This is a genomic window from Treponema bryantii (genome assembly GCF_900113965.1).
Lineage (GTDB): Bacteria > Spirochaetota > Spirochaetia > Treponematales > Treponemataceae > Treponema_D > Treponema_D bryantii_A.
Genome location: NZ_FORI01000001.1, coordinates 79,138 through 95,957 on the forward strand (window position 1 = coordinate 79,138; position 16,820 = coordinate 95,957).

The 16,820-nt window shown below is 39.0% G+C and carries 14 protein-coding genes; all 14 read right to left on the bottom strand.

All coding sequences use genetic code 11. The features are described 5' to 3' along the window. Positions 1-141: 141 nt before the first annotated feature. The 14 genes from hsdR to BM161_RS00465 all read right to left on the bottom strand — a co-directional run bounded on the left by hsdR (position 142) and on the right by BM161_RS00465 (position 16,805). The gene (hsdR, locus tag BM161_RS00400; protein WP_074929646.1) at positions 142-2,592 is read right to left on the bottom strand and encodes an EcoAI/FtnUII family type I restriction enzme subunit R; all 2,451 of its coding nucleotides are present in this window, start codon (positions 2,590-2,592) and stop codon (positions 142-144) included. Further along, positions 2,589-3,842, bottom strand: a complete 1,254-nt coding sequence (locus tag BM161_RS00405; protein ID WP_074929647.1) for an ATP-binding protein — start codon at positions 3,840-3,842, stop codon at positions 2,589-2,591. Before BM161_RS00405 ends, hsdR begins: the two co-directional genes overlap by 4 nt. Positions 3,843-3,978: 136 nt before the next feature. Beyond that, the gene (locus BM161_RS00410) at positions 3,979-4,497 is read right to left on the bottom strand and encodes a hypothetical protein (RefSeq protein ID WP_074929648.1); all 519 of its coding nucleotides are present in this window, start codon (positions 4,495-4,497) and stop codon (positions 3,979-3,981) included. Continuing rightward, on the bottom strand, positions 4,490-4,975 hold the full coding sequence (locus BM161_RS00415; protein WP_074929650.1) for a hypothetical protein: 486 nt from the start codon (positions 4,973-4,975) through the stop codon (positions 4,490-4,492). The genes BM161_RS00410 and BM161_RS00415 overlap by 8 nt, the downstream gene beginning before the upstream one ends. Positions 4,976-5,055: 80 nt before the next feature. Continuing rightward, on the bottom strand, positions 5,056-5,484 hold the full coding sequence (locus BM161_RS00420) for a hypothetical protein (protein ID WP_074929651.1): 429 nt from the start codon (positions 5,482-5,484) through the stop codon (positions 5,056-5,058). Next, positions 5,484-6,668: a restriction endonuclease subunit S gene (locus BM161_RS00425; protein WP_074929653.1), complete on the bottom strand. Its 1,185-nt coding sequence runs from the start codon at positions 6,666-6,668 to the stop codon at positions 5,484-5,486. The genes BM161_RS00420 and BM161_RS00425 overlap by 1 nt, the downstream gene beginning before the upstream one ends. A 147-nt stretch (positions 6,669-6,815) precedes the next feature. After that, complete coding sequence (locus BM161_RS00430; RefSeq protein WP_074929655.1) at positions 6,816-8,258, bottom strand: class I SAM-dependent DNA methyltransferase; 1,443 nt, start codon at positions 8,256-8,258, stop codon at positions 6,816-6,818. A 116-nt stretch (positions 8,259-8,374) separates the two neighbouring features. Then, positions 8,375-9,163 carry an alpha/beta hydrolase gene (locus BM161_RS00435; RefSeq protein ID WP_074930226.1) on the bottom strand — a complete coding sequence of 263 codons (789 nt, stop codon included), beginning with the start codon at positions 9,161-9,163 and terminating at the stop codon, positions 8,375-8,377. Positions 9,164-9,170: 7 nt separating this feature from the next. Then, positions 9,171-9,902 carry a DUF2400 domain-containing protein gene (locus BM161_RS00440; RefSeq protein WP_074929656.1) on the bottom strand — a complete coding sequence of 244 codons (732 nt, stop codon included), beginning with the start codon at positions 9,900-9,902 and terminating at the stop codon, positions 9,171-9,173. Between the two features lie 18 nt (positions 9,903-9,920). Beyond that, positions 9,921-11,387, bottom strand: coding sequence for a response regulator (locus tag BM161_RS00445; RefSeq protein ID WP_074929658.1), 1,467 nt, complete (start codon positions 11,385-11,387; stop codon positions 9,921-9,923). Then, positions 11,384-13,189, bottom strand: a complete 1,806-nt coding sequence (locus BM161_RS00450) for a sensor histidine kinase (RefSeq protein ID WP_074929659.1) — start codon at positions 13,187-13,189, stop codon at positions 11,384-11,386. Before BM161_RS00450 ends, BM161_RS00445 begins: the two co-directional genes overlap by 4 nt. A gap of 82 nt (positions 13,190-13,271) precedes the next feature. Next, complete coding sequence (locus BM161_RS00455; protein WP_074929660.1) at positions 13,272-14,906, bottom strand: extracellular solute-binding protein; 1,635 nt, start codon at positions 14,904-14,906, stop codon at positions 13,272-13,274. A gap of 30 nt (positions 14,907-14,936) precedes the next feature. After that, positions 14,937-15,821 carry a carbohydrate ABC transporter permease gene (locus tag BM161_RS00460; RefSeq protein ID WP_074929662.1) on the bottom strand — a complete coding sequence of 295 codons (885 nt, stop codon included), beginning with the start codon at positions 15,819-15,821 and terminating at the stop codon, positions 14,937-14,939. 12 nt (positions 15,822-15,833) lie between these two features. Beyond that, complete coding sequence (locus BM161_RS00465) at positions 15,834-16,805, bottom strand: ABC transporter permease (RefSeq protein WP_074929663.1); 972 nt, start codon at positions 16,803-16,805, stop codon at positions 15,834-15,836. Between the last annotated feature and the right edge of the window lie 15 nt (positions 16,806-16,820).

The following is a 16,820-nucleotide window of genomic DNA, read 5'->3' on the forward strand; positions in this document are numbered from 1 at the left end:
CTGTCCTCCTTGGATCAAGTCTTAAAAATGTGAGTAAACCCTCGCCGGGCAATAAAAAAAGCGAAGATCCATTCCGGAAACCCGGTAACAGTCTTCGCTTTGTAGAATAGTGATTTTGACACGTTATGTCAAATTTGTCGATTAAGCTGAATACAGATTCTTCTGGAAGCCAATAAACACCTTGCTGATTTCTCCTAAAGATCCCAGCTCTGCTTTCGCGTCGTTTATTGTTCCATACTTCAGTTTGATTAATTCTGGAAGATTTTCCATTGAAAGCTCGCCATAACCTTGCTGAATATACTGCTGCAAAACGAAGTTTACAAACTCTGTCTGCTTAGCATTAAGAGCGGCCATAATATCAGCACGCACAAGAGCAACTCGCTGAACTCGTTCAATTGGAGTTGTGTTATAAGCAAGATATTCAAGAACATCCAGAAGGTCACACTTGTCCATGCTTAAGAGACTTTGTACCATTCTGATTTTTTCAATAGGGAATCCTTCGCGTTCAAGCTGACTAAGCAATGCTTCTCTTGTTTCCGGATTCTGCCACTGTGTATGAAGGTCTTCATCATCCTTAAAGAAAGCAGGTAATTTTCCAAAGAGGATTTTTACAAACTCTTCAAGAGTGATTAATTCGCCATCAAACATAAAGCGTTCTTCCCAACGGAAATCTTTCTTTACCTTTGCTTTTCTTTCTGGTGAAAGTTCAATTTCAATAACATCCTTTGGAAGCTTAGGACAAGTACAAGGAAGATTGCCACAAATAGGACAAGGCTTTGGAATACACTGACATGGCGAACATCCACATACAGGACAAACCTTCGGAGGCTTTGGTGGTTTAGGTGGACGCTGAGCACAAACACACGGCCATTCTCCACACTTAGGACAAACAGGTTCTCCATCCCATTCAGGATCATAAAAGTTTTCTGATGCACCTACAAAGTCATAAATTGTAAAATAATATTTATCATCAAAAAGTCGTGTTCCTCGTCCAATAATCTGTTTGAACTCAATCATATTCGGAACCGGACGCATTAAAACAATATTACGAACATTCTGTGCATCAACACCAGTTGAAAGCTTTTGAGAAGTTGTCAGAATTGTCGGAATTGTTTTTTCATTATCCTGGAACTTTCTAAGCTGCTCCTCTCCTTCTTCACCATCGTCGGCAGTAACACGAACACAGTAAAAAGGATTCGGTGCTTTTGAATATTTGTTTATCATGTCGCGTACCTGCATGGCATGATTCTGAGTTGCACAGAAAACAATTGTTTTTTCATTAGGTTCAATCTGCTCAATAAACTCTGCTACACGGTCCTCGTCTCTCTGACGGATTTTTATATCGCCCTTGTAGAAATCTTTTTCTGTATAAGTTTTATCCTTATCGAGTAATTCTTCTCCCTGAATAATTTTATCATCAGGGTCATACTGGTATTCATCAAGGATTTTGTTCTGGCAGATTTTTACACGATATGGAGTAAGATATCCATCTTCAATTCCCTGTCTAAGAGAATAAACATAAACCGGTTCACCAAAATATGAATAAGTATCTGCATTAATCTGACGGCGTGGAGTTGCAGTTAGACCTAACTGATAAGCAGGCTTAAAATATTCTAGCAATTTTCTCCATTCACTTTCATCATTAGCACCACCACGGTGACATTCATCAATGATGATAAAATCAAAGAAATCTTCCGGATATTGTTTGTAGTATTCGGTAGTTTCGACAGGCTCAACCACCGTATTTTCAGATTTATCAATTGCATCTTCTGTACCACAAAGCATTGTCTGGAAAATCGTAAAATAAATGCTGGCTCCCATTGGAACCTTACCGCTATTTTTACGAATTTCTTTCGGAGTAATACGGGCAAGCGCATTCTGATCAAAAGCACCAAAAGCATTAAAAGCCTGGTTTGCAAGAATGTTTCTGTCTGCTAAAAAGAGTATTCGTGGAAGTCTTCCATTCTGAAGTGTATTCCACTTGGTCTGCATAAGCTTCCAGCAGATTTGAAATGCAATATAAGTTTTACCAGTTCCTGTTGCAAGAGTTAAAAGAATACGGTCTGTCTTTTTACTGATTGCATCAAGAACAGCATTAACTGCATTTTCCTGATAGTAGCGAGGCTGCTTTCCGCCATCACGATTAAAAGGTTCAAGATAGAACTTATCGCGCCAGTCATTTTTTTCTGGGAAGGTTTTAGCCCATAATTCATCTGGAGTTGGGAAGCTGTCTACAAGGCCTTCTGTAAAATCACCTTTCTTGGCCTGCATATCAATAGCCCAAATCTGGTCGCCGTTTGTAGAATATGTCCAGCGTATATTCATTGCAGCAGCATATTTCTTAGCCTGCTCTACACCGGCACTTACATCTTTTTCATCACTCTTGGCTTCTACAATTCCAATCTTTACACCTTTGTATGTAAGCAGGTAGTCAATTTTATCTGGATTTCTTTTTGCCTTACGAACAATACGACCTGGAGCAACCTCATAAGCACGCTGCTCAGTAAAGATATCACTTCCATCTACAACGCCCCAACCGGCATTACGAAGAGCAGGATCTATTTTCTTTAACCTTGTGTCGCTTTCGTTCATAATGATTCTCCGTTTAAGAAATCAAGAGCATAAATCTGTTTGATTCCATCATGATATATAACCGGTGCATTATCCAATGTTATCAAAGTTTTTGGAAAGTTGTCTTTTACAGCAAGCAGTGGTCTTAATTCTCTTTTTAATGTTACTTCATCACGTACAGAAAGTGAAACCTGAATGTAATTAAGGGCACCTTCTTTTTGTGCTATAAAATCAATTTCCATATCATCTATTTTTCCAACAGACAATTCGTAACCGCGTCGTAATAATTCGAGAAATACAATATTCTCAAGAATATGACCTTCATCGCCACCTCTTGCACCAAGCATAAAGAAGCGAAGGCCCATATCTACGGCATAATATTTTTCCAGAGTTTTTAAAGTTTCTTTTCCCCGAATGTCATAGCGGTTAAGTTTATAAAAAAGATAAGTTTCACATAATGCAGAAAGGCAATTGTCTATTGTTGCTGATGAAGTTTTTCTACCATTTGAAACAAATGTGTCACAGATTTTTTTTGGAGAAAGCAGATTTCCAGTATGAACGAGGGCAAACTTTACAATCTTTTCCAGAAGGATTGTGTCTGCAATTTTTTTACGCTGCTGAATATCTTTCAAAACAATTGTTGAATACAAACCTGCAATATATTCTCTAATAGCATCATTTTTTTCATAGATATTATGAAGATAAGGGAAACCACCAAATGTAATATATTTTGTATATAATGTTGGCAAATCAAAACTATCTTGAGAAAACTTTTCTTTATATGCTGTCTGAAATTCAATAAACGAAAATGGCAGAATATTTATTTCTATGTAGCGGCCACTCAAAAGGGTTGCAATTTCGCTGGAAAGCATTGAAGCATTTGAACCGGTAAGATAAATATCAACATTCGGAAGTATAAAAAGAGAATCTACAACCTTTTCAAACTTTTCAACAAGCTGTATTTCATCCAGAAAGATATAATTCATTTTACCTTCCTGAATGCGCTCTTTCAGAACAGAATGCAATTTATGATAATCCGTAATATCTTCATTTTCGAGCATTTCAAAATTAAAAAATGAAATTTGATTTTCTGATGCAGATTTTGAAATCTCTTTGCAAACTTCCTTTAGGATAACTGACTTTCCGGAACGTCTTACTCCCGTAATAACTTTAATGACATGCTGATCCTGCCAGGAAAGGAGTTTTTCAACATATTCCTTGCGAAAATAAGAGTCTTCTTTATAAAGTGGAGTATCGCGAAAGTCTATCATACCGATAGTTTATATCCAAAAAATTGGATTGTCAACTTTTTAACATGTAAGTTAAAAAGTCTGTAAAAATCTTGTTTTTTTAAATCAAAGATGAATAAGTTGATTTTTTGTGCATATCGCAAAATTTGGGGAATTTTTATTCTTCATAATAGCCTGGGCAGCCGAAGAGAACACATTCAACTGTTTTATCATCTTCCGGGCAATATATGCAGATTTCCTTTTTAAGGCTTGTCCAGGAGGTCTCTTCTTTATCCCATACAAAATCATCTGCCAAAGATTTTAGAGTTTCTATATTAAAATCTGAACAATCAATACCATTAACAATTAAGTTTGTTTTTTTGCCTGAGTAAATTTCAATAGCAATAAACTTATTATTGTCATCATAATCAATCATGCAAAACGGATAATAGTCACATGGGTCATTATCAAACTCGTTCTCTTCAGTAAGATATTTTGTATAATTAGAAACAGGTTTACCAGAGATTTCTGACATTTTTTTCGCAACTTTTAGTAAAAACTCATTATCTGAATCTGTGAGCTTCTTGTCTTTGTAATTTTTAAAATCATCTCCAAAAACTTTATGGATAGCATCCGCATCAGAACCAAACTTTACTCCATTAGCACTTTCTAATAAAATGATATCTATTTTAGCCATTTATAATACCCTCCTTTTCTAATTCTGCTTCATAAGCAAGTTTTTCAATTATTGATTTATCATATCTATCACCAAATTTCCGTCTGATGTTCTTAATATCCATAGATTCCGCCTGTAGGAATTCTCCTTCAGAAATTAATTTTGCCTGGCAGCGTCTATATTTTTTTGCAGCCTTTGTTCTTTTATAACTGCTTGTCTGCTCATGATCTTCCTTAGTCATAATTATACAAGGACCTTTCCATCGAGACAATGGAGAAGCACTCGCTGAAGGCATGTGATGAATTTCATATTTTTTATTGCCAGCAGTAAACTTTCGTAGATATCCATAACTGCCACCTCTAGTAAAATTTCTGATTTCATCATCTTTTAGTTTTATTATAGTTTTCTCAATAGCTTGCTGTGCAATTCCGCGACCATGTCTGAATGTAAACTCGCCATTCTTTTTTCTGGGTTGAGTTTCCCAGTTGTTGTCACTCATATTCGTGACCTCCTTTATATGGGATGCCACAAATATAATTTTGTCATATTAAAAAGTAATGTATAAATTTTGTATAAATTTTATTTTGTATTTGCGTAAACTATAGCTTGATTTATGCTTGAATCAGAATATACTTTCCCTGTTTTACCATTCAGAAATCGTTGCAACATTACATTCGTAACTGTAATTCCATTATCCATCAATTCAGCAGCAACATCTCCAAGACTCTTTGCAATTACTGTCTTTCCATCTTCGTCTACAAGACCTTTATCAATAAGAGGCAGAATCCATGCTGGATGTCTTTGAATAGCTTCTGGATGAATAATACTCATTCTCTGTTCAATCTGTTCTTCTACATCTTCTGAGAATGGATTTATATCTGCATAAGGCTTTAAATAATCTGGGCAATTATCCTGAACATCAATCTTTACACAATCCTGTTCGTAAAGTGATTTTATAAGATTCTCTTTTATGATTTTCAAATCTTCTTCAGATAATTGTTCGCTCATTATAATTCTCCTTCGAAGGCTTTTTGTAGGAGGGATTGTTTTAGTTCGTCGCAGTCGGCGAGCTGCTTTGTGTAGATTTCTTTCAGTTGGTGAACTTTTTCGCTGAGGGAATCGAGATGTACTACGATGTGCTTTTGTTCTTCTAGAGGTGGAAGTGGAAATAAGTATTCTGCTAATTTTGAACCACTTATATTTGCCTGATGAACACTTGAGGTCATAATTGAAAAACCATATTTCATTGTTGAATCAGAATTAAGCCAGTAATTAAGAAAATATGGATCAATTCTTTTTCTGTCATAATTTATTCGAATAATATAACCTGCAAAGATGGCTGGAAAATCTTCATTAAAGACCGCTGTTTTTCCAACCCATTCAGGACTGTTAGTCCTGTTAAATAAAACATCTCCTTTATGAAGCATAAATTTTTCAATTTCTATTTCATCATTTGTATATACTAAATCTGTAAAGTCTAATTCTCGATTCTGAATATTTCCCATTCTCAATACAGGAACTTTACCATTTGGTGAAGATTTCTTTGATGTTCCATATTCAAAAGATTCACATAAATCACCTAATCTTTTCTTTTCCCAAGATGTATTGCTGAATGCTTTTTCTAGTTCTGACTGGAAAAGTTGTTTGGTATTCTGTAAGTTTTTTTCGGCGGCGGTTTTAAGTGTTTCTATCTGTGCAAACTTTTTGTCCAGCACGGCAACAATTCGTTTCTGTTCTTCTAGTGGAGGAAGAGGTATTTCAAAATTACTATATTTTTCTGCATTTACGTTCGGCTGTGCTGCAACAGCTTGCGAGTTTTTTATAAAATCAAGATATTCCTTTGACTTTGTTGTGTAATAAAGATAATCAGGATTGACTATTGTTTTATCTGGACGTAATCGAATTAAATATCCAGCATAAACATATTTTTCATTTGAAGAATGATAGCAATATGTTTTTCCTACTGTTGCGCCTGTCCTAGCAAAAACAATATCTCCATCTTTTAAAACATGTTTTTCTTCATAAGACTTAGGTGAAACATAATCTTCATTTAAAGTCCCATCATCATTTATGTCTGTAATTCTGATATATCTAACAAGACCATCATAATCACATGACGGAGCACTAGTTCCATAGGACATTTTTTCAGTGCTTAATTCACCAAGTTTTTTTATTGTCCAATCTTTCTTCATTATTTCCTCATTTTTGGAATTGCGTTAGCAATTCTAAATCCGTGTGGCAGTTTTGCCCGCCTGCGCGCTACCGGGTTTTAGGGGCTGTGCCCCTAGGAGAAGGGGTAGCGGAAAACCGCAGGTTTGGAGCGAGGGGAAGGCTTTCCCCTACAAGCTCTTCAAAATCTCTGCACTCTGTTTATTCAGTTCCTGCATTTCTGCAATGATTTCGGACGGTTCGCGTAAGGTCTTTTCTTCTTTTTTGTTCGGGTTCTTTACGCTTAAATCGAGAGTGTCGGGATTCAAATCTTTTACATCGAGACTCCAGCTGTTCGGGCTGTCGGCCTTTGTTTTCTGGAGGGCAACAAAATCTGCAAGGTCATCTTCGTTGAGCGGATTTGTTTTACCAAGGTTGCGGTCGAGGTTGAGCTGGTAGTACCACACTTTTTCTGTCGGCTTTCCTTTTTCAAAAAAGAGAACAACTGTCTTAACACCTGCACCTGTGAATACTCCGCTCGGACAGTCGAGGATTGTATGAAGATTACAGCTTTCCAGAAGTTCACGGCGGAGTGCTATGCTTGCGTTATCTGTGTTACTAAGGAATGTGTTCTTGATTACAACACCTGCACGACCGCCTGCCTTAAGCATCTTGATAAAATGCTCCATAAAAAGATATGCGGTTTCGCCGGTTTTAATCGGGAAGTTCTGCTGTATTTCGCTTCGCTCTTTTCCACCAAAAGGAGGATTTGCAAGTATGATGTCTTTTCTGTCTTTCTGCTGAATCTGGCTCAAATCTTCTGCAAGGGTATTTGTGTGCATGATATTCGGAGCTTCTACTCCATGGAAAATCATGTTCATAATTCCGATGATGTAAGCCAGTCCTTTTTTCTCTTTTCCGTAGAAAGTTGATTTCTGAAGTGTCTGCTTCTGTTCTACGGTCTTTGCTTTTTCGTTCAGATAATTAAATGCTTCGCAAAGGAAGCCGGCACTACCACAGGCTCCATCGTAAATTGTGTCTCCGATTTTTGGTTCTACAACTTTTACGATTGTTCTGATGAGCGGTCGTGGTGTGTAATATTCGCCACCGTTACGGCCAGCATTACCCATTTTGTGAATCTTACTTTCGTAGAGGTGGCTCATTTCGTGTTTGTCTGTTGCTGTCTGGAAATGCAGGCCGTCTGCGTAGTTTAAGATTTCACGCATATTGTAGCCGGAAACTATTTTGTTTTTGAGTTCGCTGAAGATTTCTCCAATTTTGTATTCGAGTGTATCTGGGGTTGTAGCTGTGTTTTTGAATTCTTTGAGATATGGGAAAAGCTTGAGGTTTACAAAGTCTGTAAGGTCGTCTCCTGTCATGGCGTTTTTGTGATCTATTTCGCCTTTTGAAGTTTTTGGACAGGCCCAGGAATTCCAGCGGTATTCTTTTTTGATAATACGTTTATATTCTTTTCCCTGAAGTTCCATTTCGTCGCTACGTTCGTCTTCAAGGTCATCAAGATATTTTAAGAAGAGAATCCAGCTTGTCTGTTCTACATAATCAAGTTCGTTTGAACAGCCTGCTTCCTTCCAGAGTATGTCGTCTATATTTTTGAAGATTTGTTCGTAGTTCATTTGGAGATCCTTGTTTTTTGTTTTAATTATTGTAACAATAAAAGGTAATTTTGAGTAGGGAAAGGTGTTAAATAAAAAAAGGAATTGCGTGAACAATTCCTTTTCACCATTATCCCTTAATCCTTAAACATCTCCGGAATAAACTTGCTGGCCCATTCCTGCCAGAACTTCATGTCGTGGATGCCTGGGCCTTCGCTGTAGGTGTGTTTTACGCCCTGTTCTTCGAGGAACTTGTGGAAGGCTCGGTTTGGTTCGAGAAGGAAGTCTTCGGTACCGCAGGCCATCCAGATTTCAGGGAGCTTTTTGCCGGCGGCAAGCTGCTTTTTCATCAGATATTCTGGATTGTTGTCGCTTTCTTTGAGCTTGGCAGGGTCGCCGAAACACATTCTGTAGTAGTCGTAGTTTGCTACAGGATTACCCTCGCCTTCTTTCATATTTGCAACTTCGTTGTGAATGAGTGCTGAAGAAAGTGCGATGAGTTTTCCGAATTTTTCCGGGTATGCAAAGCCAGTGTGAATTGCGCCAAAGCCGCCCATTGAAAAGCCCATAAGATATGTATCTTCCGGAGTCATTGCAAGGTGGAAGGTTTTGCGGATGTATTCAAGAAGTTCAACTCCAAGGAAGGTTGCAAACTGTCTGCCTGTTGCAGGTCCGTCAATCCAAAATGAATTTTCACCGCTTGGAATTACAACTGCAAAGTTGTACTGTTCAGCGAGGTTTCCTGGAACCCAATTGAATGCTGCTCCGCTGTAACCATGAAGAAGGAAAAGTGTCTTCATTGGTTTTCCATCGCGCTTGAGGTCTTCGCGAGGCCAGTCGCGGCGGATATCGTTTGGAATCTGCATTAAAAATGAAACGTCCCGTTTGAGGACGTCGGAATAAAAACGTATTGTTAAATCTGCCATATGTGTATTATAACACATCTACTCCCAAACCAAATAGGGCAAAGTCCCCACGGCATGGGTCGCCGGGGAAAGCTTCGGAGAGGGCGGTTGTGAGGAGTTCGGCGGTTTTGCGGGTGGCGCCGGCGGTTTCTGGAATAAGGCCGAGTTTTGCCGCCTCCTGCATAACGTGGACGTCCAGTGGAATAATTAGCGAGGCAGGGTCTGCCCATTCCCACAAGCCGAGATCTACAAGCGAGCCGCGGCGCACCATCCAGCGGAGGAACATGTGGATGCGTTTGTTGGCGGAGCTGCGCCCCTTCGGAACGATGGAGGATTTAGGAAAAATTGTGGCGAGCTCTCTATTCTTAAAATATTCTCCGAGAGTGCCATACTGTTTTAAGACGTCAGCCAGTTCCCCAAAGAACACCTGCATATCATCATAGGAATAAAATCTGTAGAACTTAGCCACGCCCTTCGGAAAATCCCCAGCATACGCGCCGGCCTTCAGCCACTCCGTCACACTTCCTAACGAACGGTCGGCAGTTTCCAGCACACAGCGAATCTTAGGAATAAACTGTTTCCTGTTCCCAAACGCGAGCATGGCCGCAATGAACGAAGCCACTTCAACGTCGGCAACAGTGCCGCAACCTTCTTCGGGCTTATACCATCTCAAAAACTGCGACGGATCTGCCTCTGTGAAAGACGGCACCTCGTATTTATCTGCAAGCGCAACTAATTTTTTCTTAAGTTCCCCGGTCATATAATCACAGGAATAATATCACGAAATATGCTTGTTGCTCCACTCAGTTGGAGACATACCTGTTTCTTCACGGAATATCTTCATAAAGTATTTAACATCAGAAAAACCACAACGTTCGGCAACTTCGTAAACTTTGTAGCAGCCTTTTTCCAGAAGCTTTTTAGCCTCCTCAATTCTAAGACGCTTAAGGTATTCGTTAAAGTTTACGCCGGTGTGCTCCTTAAACTTTTCAGAAAACCAGGTGTAATTTACCGAAACCTGATTTGCAACCATTGCCATGTTTATGTTTTTCTTAAAGTGAGTTTTTATAAATGCCAGAGCCTCTGTAATATATGGAGACTCCTTTGTGTCCTGCTTCAAAAGGGCAGCAAGATAAACTGCATAATCAAGTACACTGCTCTGCCATTCAGGAAGATTTGCATACTCAAAAATATTTTCAATCATGATGCTTTTGATATGCAAGTACATGTCTGAATCTGTATAACCCGGATATCTTGAAAACATATTTGATGTGATTTTTCTATATAAATAACACAGAGTTTCTGAATTCAGTTTTGCGTTATTCTTAAAACAGTCAAAAAGATTTTCAACATCCTTCTGAGTTTCATCAGGACTTGCCAAATCACAATGACTGATCATCTTTTCGTAAGTTTCATCAAGCGTAGTAAAATCATTTATGTGCTGATCATTTTCCCAGTAATAAAGACCACCCTTTCTCTGCTTTTCGTAAATCTCACCAGTCTCTGCATTAAAGAAAGACTGCATTGCCGCTGTACGCGCCTGACGTCTCATTGTACGCAGCATTGAATAATCATCTGCCGGACCTGAAATTCCAACTATGTAAGTATCCAGATAGCTCGGGTCATAACTAACTTCGTTACCATCAAAAGGATAAACGATGAGAACATAACTTTTTGTCTGTTCAACAACGTAATAAGTTCTGCCCTGCATAACTGTTTCGAGTGCCTGAATAGGATTTTTTCCATAAATTACAATACAGCGAAGTCCATTTTTAATTGTGATTTCCGGAAGTCCCGAAACATCATCAAGGCGACCCTTTTCAATAATCTGGCGGAACTTCTGTTCATTCTTTTCTTTTTCTTCTTTGAGCGAATCCATAATTGCAGAATTCACTGCTGTTATAAGTTCCTTTTTATCAACAGGCTTTAAAATATAACTGAGTGCTCCACTTTGAATTGCAGCCTTTGCATAAGAAAAATCATCATAACCACTCAAGACAATAATTGCAGGCTTCTGCTTTTCTTCCATTACAGAAATATTTTTCATCAGCTCAACGCCGTCCATAACCGGCATGCGGATATCTGTAATGAGAATTTCTGGATTTCTATCGCGGCAAAGTTCAAGCGCTTCTTCACCATTTTTTGCTTCAATTATTTCAATTGGAATATCCAGAGAATCTGTAAGTATTTTTTTAAGTCCTGCGCGAATAAGTTTTTCATCATCCGCAAGTACGATTGTTATCATTTCTGTGCTCCTGAATCATCGAGGTAATTTCGGGGAACGGGAATCTTAATCAAAGTACCTTCACCCTCGGTGGACTCAATAACGAGTCTGTAGTCTTTTCCACAGAACATTGTCAGTCGCTGCTGAATGTTCTTCAAACCAATGCTGCCAGTTGAATCTCTTTCGTAATTATCATCCGCGAGATAAGCAGCAAGCTCTTCCTGTTTTTCTTTATTAATTCCTTTTCCAAAATCGCGGACACAAAGCCAGATGCGGTCTTCCTGTTCGCCATTTTCTGTATACACTCGGATTACGGCATCTTTTCCGAGTGGTTCAATTGCATAATTAAAAGCGTTTTCTACAAGAGGCTGAAGACTCATTTTTGGAATTGCGATTGTTTTCCATTCCGGCTGAATCTCTGTCTCAAGAGAAATCACATAATCATTTCTGATATTGAGAAGATAAATATACGAGCGGATATAATCAACTTCTTCTTCAAGCTTAACGGTGTGCACTCTCCAGCGCAGACAGTAATGCATAAGCTTTCCAAGAACATTTATACTTTCTTCAACATCAGTTTCGCCGGCAATAACTGCCTGCATTTTTATTGTCTCTAGCGCATTATAAAGGAAGTGCGCATTTATCTGATTCTGCATTGCCTTCATTTCTGTGTCGGCAATCAGCTGCTGTTCTTTTTTGATTTCATCAATCTGTGAGCGCAGCTGTTCGGTCATGATATTAAAGGTTTGCTGTGCTTCTGTTACTTCATCGGTTCCTGTTACTTCAACAATGGCATTCAGATTTCCAGACTGAACCTGCTTCATTCCGCCAATCAAATTATAAACACGGCCCATAAGACGCGATGTAAGATAGCGTACGAGGAAATACAAAAGGAAAACTGTAAGGGTAAGACCTAAAAGAATTACAACCTGGATTAATAAAAGACTTCGTTGAATCTGTTGTGCTGAACAGGTATGAAGTAAGATAATATTCATTTCTGGAACACGAATCCAGCTTGAATAGCGAATAGAATTCTTATCGCGTAAAATTACTTTGCCGCCTTTAGCAAGCTCGCCCTGTGTACGTCGATAAACTGTTTTATAAAACTCATCATAAAGCCCCTGGGAAAAAGGAGCTCTTGAGCGTTCAATAATTTCATTGGTGATTGGAATGAGTTCAATTTTATTTGTTTGTTTATTCAAAACTTCGCGGAAAGCATAATCATCATTATATTCATTAATTTTCTTAAAGAGGAATGGAAAAAAATCACTGGTTTTCATTGCAATCTGAACATAACCAATGGGATGGAAATTTTTTTCCAGTCTTCTTGTTGTACAAACTGATTCGTATTTTAAGGAACCAAGGTTTCCAAGATAATCTGCTGTGTAATTGAATTCCCATTTATTAAGAGTGGCAACATTTGTGCGCGAAGAATTCATAAAAATCGGCCAGCGCTCTGGAACATTTGGATTGTCTGAAAAGATTCTTAAACCGTAAATATTTGGAACTGTTTCGATTGTGCGTTCAAGCATTGCAGCTTCAGAAATCATTGTATCGATAATTTCTTCTTCATCGCTGCGTTCAGGAATTGTAAAAAAAAGTGTGAGCCTACCGTTACTGTTTACCAGCTGCTCAAAACGGCTGAAGGTTTCAATATTTTTTTGAACTAACTCGTAGTTTTCCTGCAAAAGACCTTCACTGTTTGCTTCCAGTTCTTCAACTCGGGAACGGCGGATGAGTCCCATTGCAACAACTACTATAATAAAAAGGGGAATTACAACAATACAGGTATAGGCAAAAACTAATTTTTGTGAAAAGTTCATCCTAATCATTTTATATGATAAACCTCGTATTGTCGAATTCCCATAAATCTGCCCGTGTGCCGTAACCACGGGCAATCATTAATTACATACCAAGTTTCTTCTTGTTTTCATTCATCAGTTTAGACTGAGCATCGATAACCTTATCGATTCCCTTGTCTTTCTTGTACTGATTGAAGTCAGCAACGATCTTGTCGAACTCAGCTTCTGAGCTAGCACGGATCATCTGTGGAAGAACCTTACCCCAGCGGCGCTGGATATCTTCGTAGATAAGCTGTTCGTCTGATCCAACTGGAAGTGTAAGACCATCGTATGCTGCATATGAGTGTACGTATGGACGTGTCCAGAGCTGTGGCTGTGCAAGTGAAGGAGCATAGTCTGAACCAAACTGTGCCTGCCAAGCTGTATCCATCAACATCCAGTATGTATACTGAACACCAATGTCTGTTTCCTGCTTGTTCTTATCTGTCTTATCAAGTTCAGCAACTTCTGGTGTGAGCTTTGGAATTCCGTTTTCGATTGTGTATGTTTCACCTTCGATACCGAAGTTTGTATCCATCTGACCTTCTTCAGAGATGAGGTAAGAAAGGAACTGAATAGCACGTTCTGGATCTTTACAGTTCTTTGAAATCAAAGTTACTGTCCAACCTGCAATACCACCACCAGCGAGAACTGGATCATCACCCTTTGTGTTCTTTGGACCATCTACTGCAATGTAGATAGAGTTTGGATCACGTGCATAAAGAGCGTTCTGTGGAGCCTGCATATCCCAGTTCTGGTAAAGGAGACAGAAGTAGCGACCCTGAGCTGCTTTCTCTTCAATCTGGCTTCTCTTGTCTACGAATACGTCTGTAGCAAAGAGACCTTCTTCGTGAGCCTGGCGGAACATCTTCATCCAGCGAATGTACTCTGGATCATCTGTAAGACCGAGGTCAGCATTTACGAATTTACCATCTTTTTCTGGAGCAATTGCAAGGAAGTGTGCAAGGTAGCCCTGGAGCTGTGAACAACCTGTATCACCGAATTCGTTTGTTCCGAATGGGATAAGTGACTGTCCGTTTACAGTTGGGAACTTTGCCTTTGCAGCGCGGAGTGCGTTGAGGAATCCCTCTGGAGTTGTCATGTCTGGGCTTCCGATTGCTTCGTACATATCTTTACGAACAAGGAAAGTTTCATTTGAAGTAAGTTTTCCCTTATACTTCTCATAGTCTGTTGAAGTATAAGATGCATTTGGATATCCGTAGATATGTCCATTAGCCTGACGATACCAGCCTACCTTTACAGGGTCTGTAACCTTCCAGAAGTATGGATCATACTTGTCTGCAAGTTCGTCGAGTGAGTAAATAAGATCAGCATCGATCATCATAGGAATCTGACCTTCCCACCATCCCAAAGTAATGAGATCTGGAAGAGCGTCACCAGCGATCATAGCATTCAATTTTTCTGCTTCGTTTCCTGCAGGAACGATGAAGTTTACATCTACACCAGTCTTCTGAGTGATGTACTTAGAAACTTTTGAGTCACCCCAATGGCGAGCAAACCAGCTGAAGTTAATGTACCAGTCAAATTTGATTGGCTTATCAGCATTTGCTTTCCAACCTGGAACTTCAGCAGATGCTTTTGTACCAGTAGTTGAAGCAGCTTCTTTCTTGCTGCAGCCAACGAGTGACATTGCAGCAACCATAGCAAAACCTAATGCTACTACCTTGAATTTTTTCATATTTATTTCCTCCTATAAATATTATCCAAATTAACCTTTAATAGAACCGATCAACATTCCCTTTACGAAGTACTTCTGAAGGAATGGATATACACACATGATCGGGAAGGTTGTAACAACCATGGTTGCAAGTCTTACCGACTGTGAGCTTACCTGCTGAGCAGAAATGCCGGCAGGCATTGCAACAACTGCTTTCGAAGCAGATGCACTGGCTACAACACGATAGAGGTAGGTTTGAATCGGCTGCAATTCTGCTTTGTTGATGTACATAACACCTGCAAAGTAATCATTCCAGTGACCTACTCCGTTGAACAACGCAATTGTTGCAATTACCGGCATAGATAAAGGGAGTATAATTTTTATAAAAATCACCATGTCGTTTGCACCGTCGAGTTTAGCAGACTCTTCAAGACCTGCAGGAAGACCACGGAAGAAAGACATGAAGATTATCATGTTATAAAAGTTGAACAAACCAGGAATGATGTAAACCAGGAAGTTGTCGTAAAGACCAAGGTTCTTCAACGTAATGAAGTAAGGAATAAGTCCGCCACCAAAGAACATTGTGATTGTTCCGATGATGGTGTAAATCTTATTACCCATAATGTGTTTCTTAGAGAAAGCGTATCCAACCATAGCAGTAAAGAAAACGCTTGTTACTGTACCAATCAGAGTTCTAAGAATTGTAATCATAAAAGCTCTGATGATTGTGCTATCCTGGAAAACTGTTTTGTAGCTCTGAAGACTGAACTTTCTAGGCCACAAATAGATTCCACCACGGAGAGCATCATTTGCATCATTGAAAGAAATGATGATTGTATACCAAACTGGATACACTGCAATGAAGCAGAGCAGTACCATAATGGCCCCGATAATAATGTCACCTGTTGTTACTCTATTTAATCTTGAATGTGCCATTTTTTTCCTCCATTAGAACAACGATGTGTCGTTCAACTTCTTAGTTACCTGGTTAGCAATGAACAGCAGGATGAAAGCAACAACCGACTTAAACAAACCGATTGCCGAAGCGTATGAATATCTCATACCGCGCATAGCAGTCTGATATACGTAGATATCAAGTACGTTACTGCGTGGTGCATTCAAAGGATTGTTCAATACCAGAATCTGATCAAAGTTAGTATTCAAAAGTCCACCAACTGCAAGGATGAACATGATTGTTACAGTAGGAGCGATTGAAGGAAGTGTAATTGTCCAGATCTGCTTCCAGCGGCTTGCACCGTCAACCTTAGCAGCCTCATACATTTCCTGATCAATACCTGCAATTGCAGCAAGGTAGATGATTGCAGACCATCCAAGTTCCTTCCACAAATCAGAAATAACTGTAATAGCCCAGAAGTATTTAGGGTATGCAAGGAAAGCTACACTTTCTTTAAGAACACCCATATTAATAAGGATCTCATTGAAAAGACCACCATCACCAAGCCATGTAGTAAGAATACCACCGAGCACAACCCAAGAAAGGAAGTGTGGCATGTAAGTAATAGTCTGAACGGCTTTCTTAAATCTCATGTTGCGAACTTCATTAAGAAGAAGCGCAAAAATGATTGGAAGGGTAAAGTTGAAAACCAGTTTAAGAATACTGATTCCAAGTGTGTTTGCCATAACATTGAAGAACTCTTCATCTTTGAAGAAGTTAATAAAATGCTGGAAACCACCGTTAGTTGCCCATGGTGTTGTAAAAAATTTCTTGCTGAACAAAGGAGTTGTAATAAAAAAGTTTTTCTTGAAAGCAATTAAAATTCCGTACATTGGGATGTAGTTAAAAATCAACATCCACACAATTCCAAGAAGTGCCATTACCTGAAGATATTTTTCTTCGCGCAATCTGACCCAGAAGCTTTTCTTTGGAATCAGTGGCAAATCATTGTTTTTCTGTTTCATGACAGTACCTCGCTT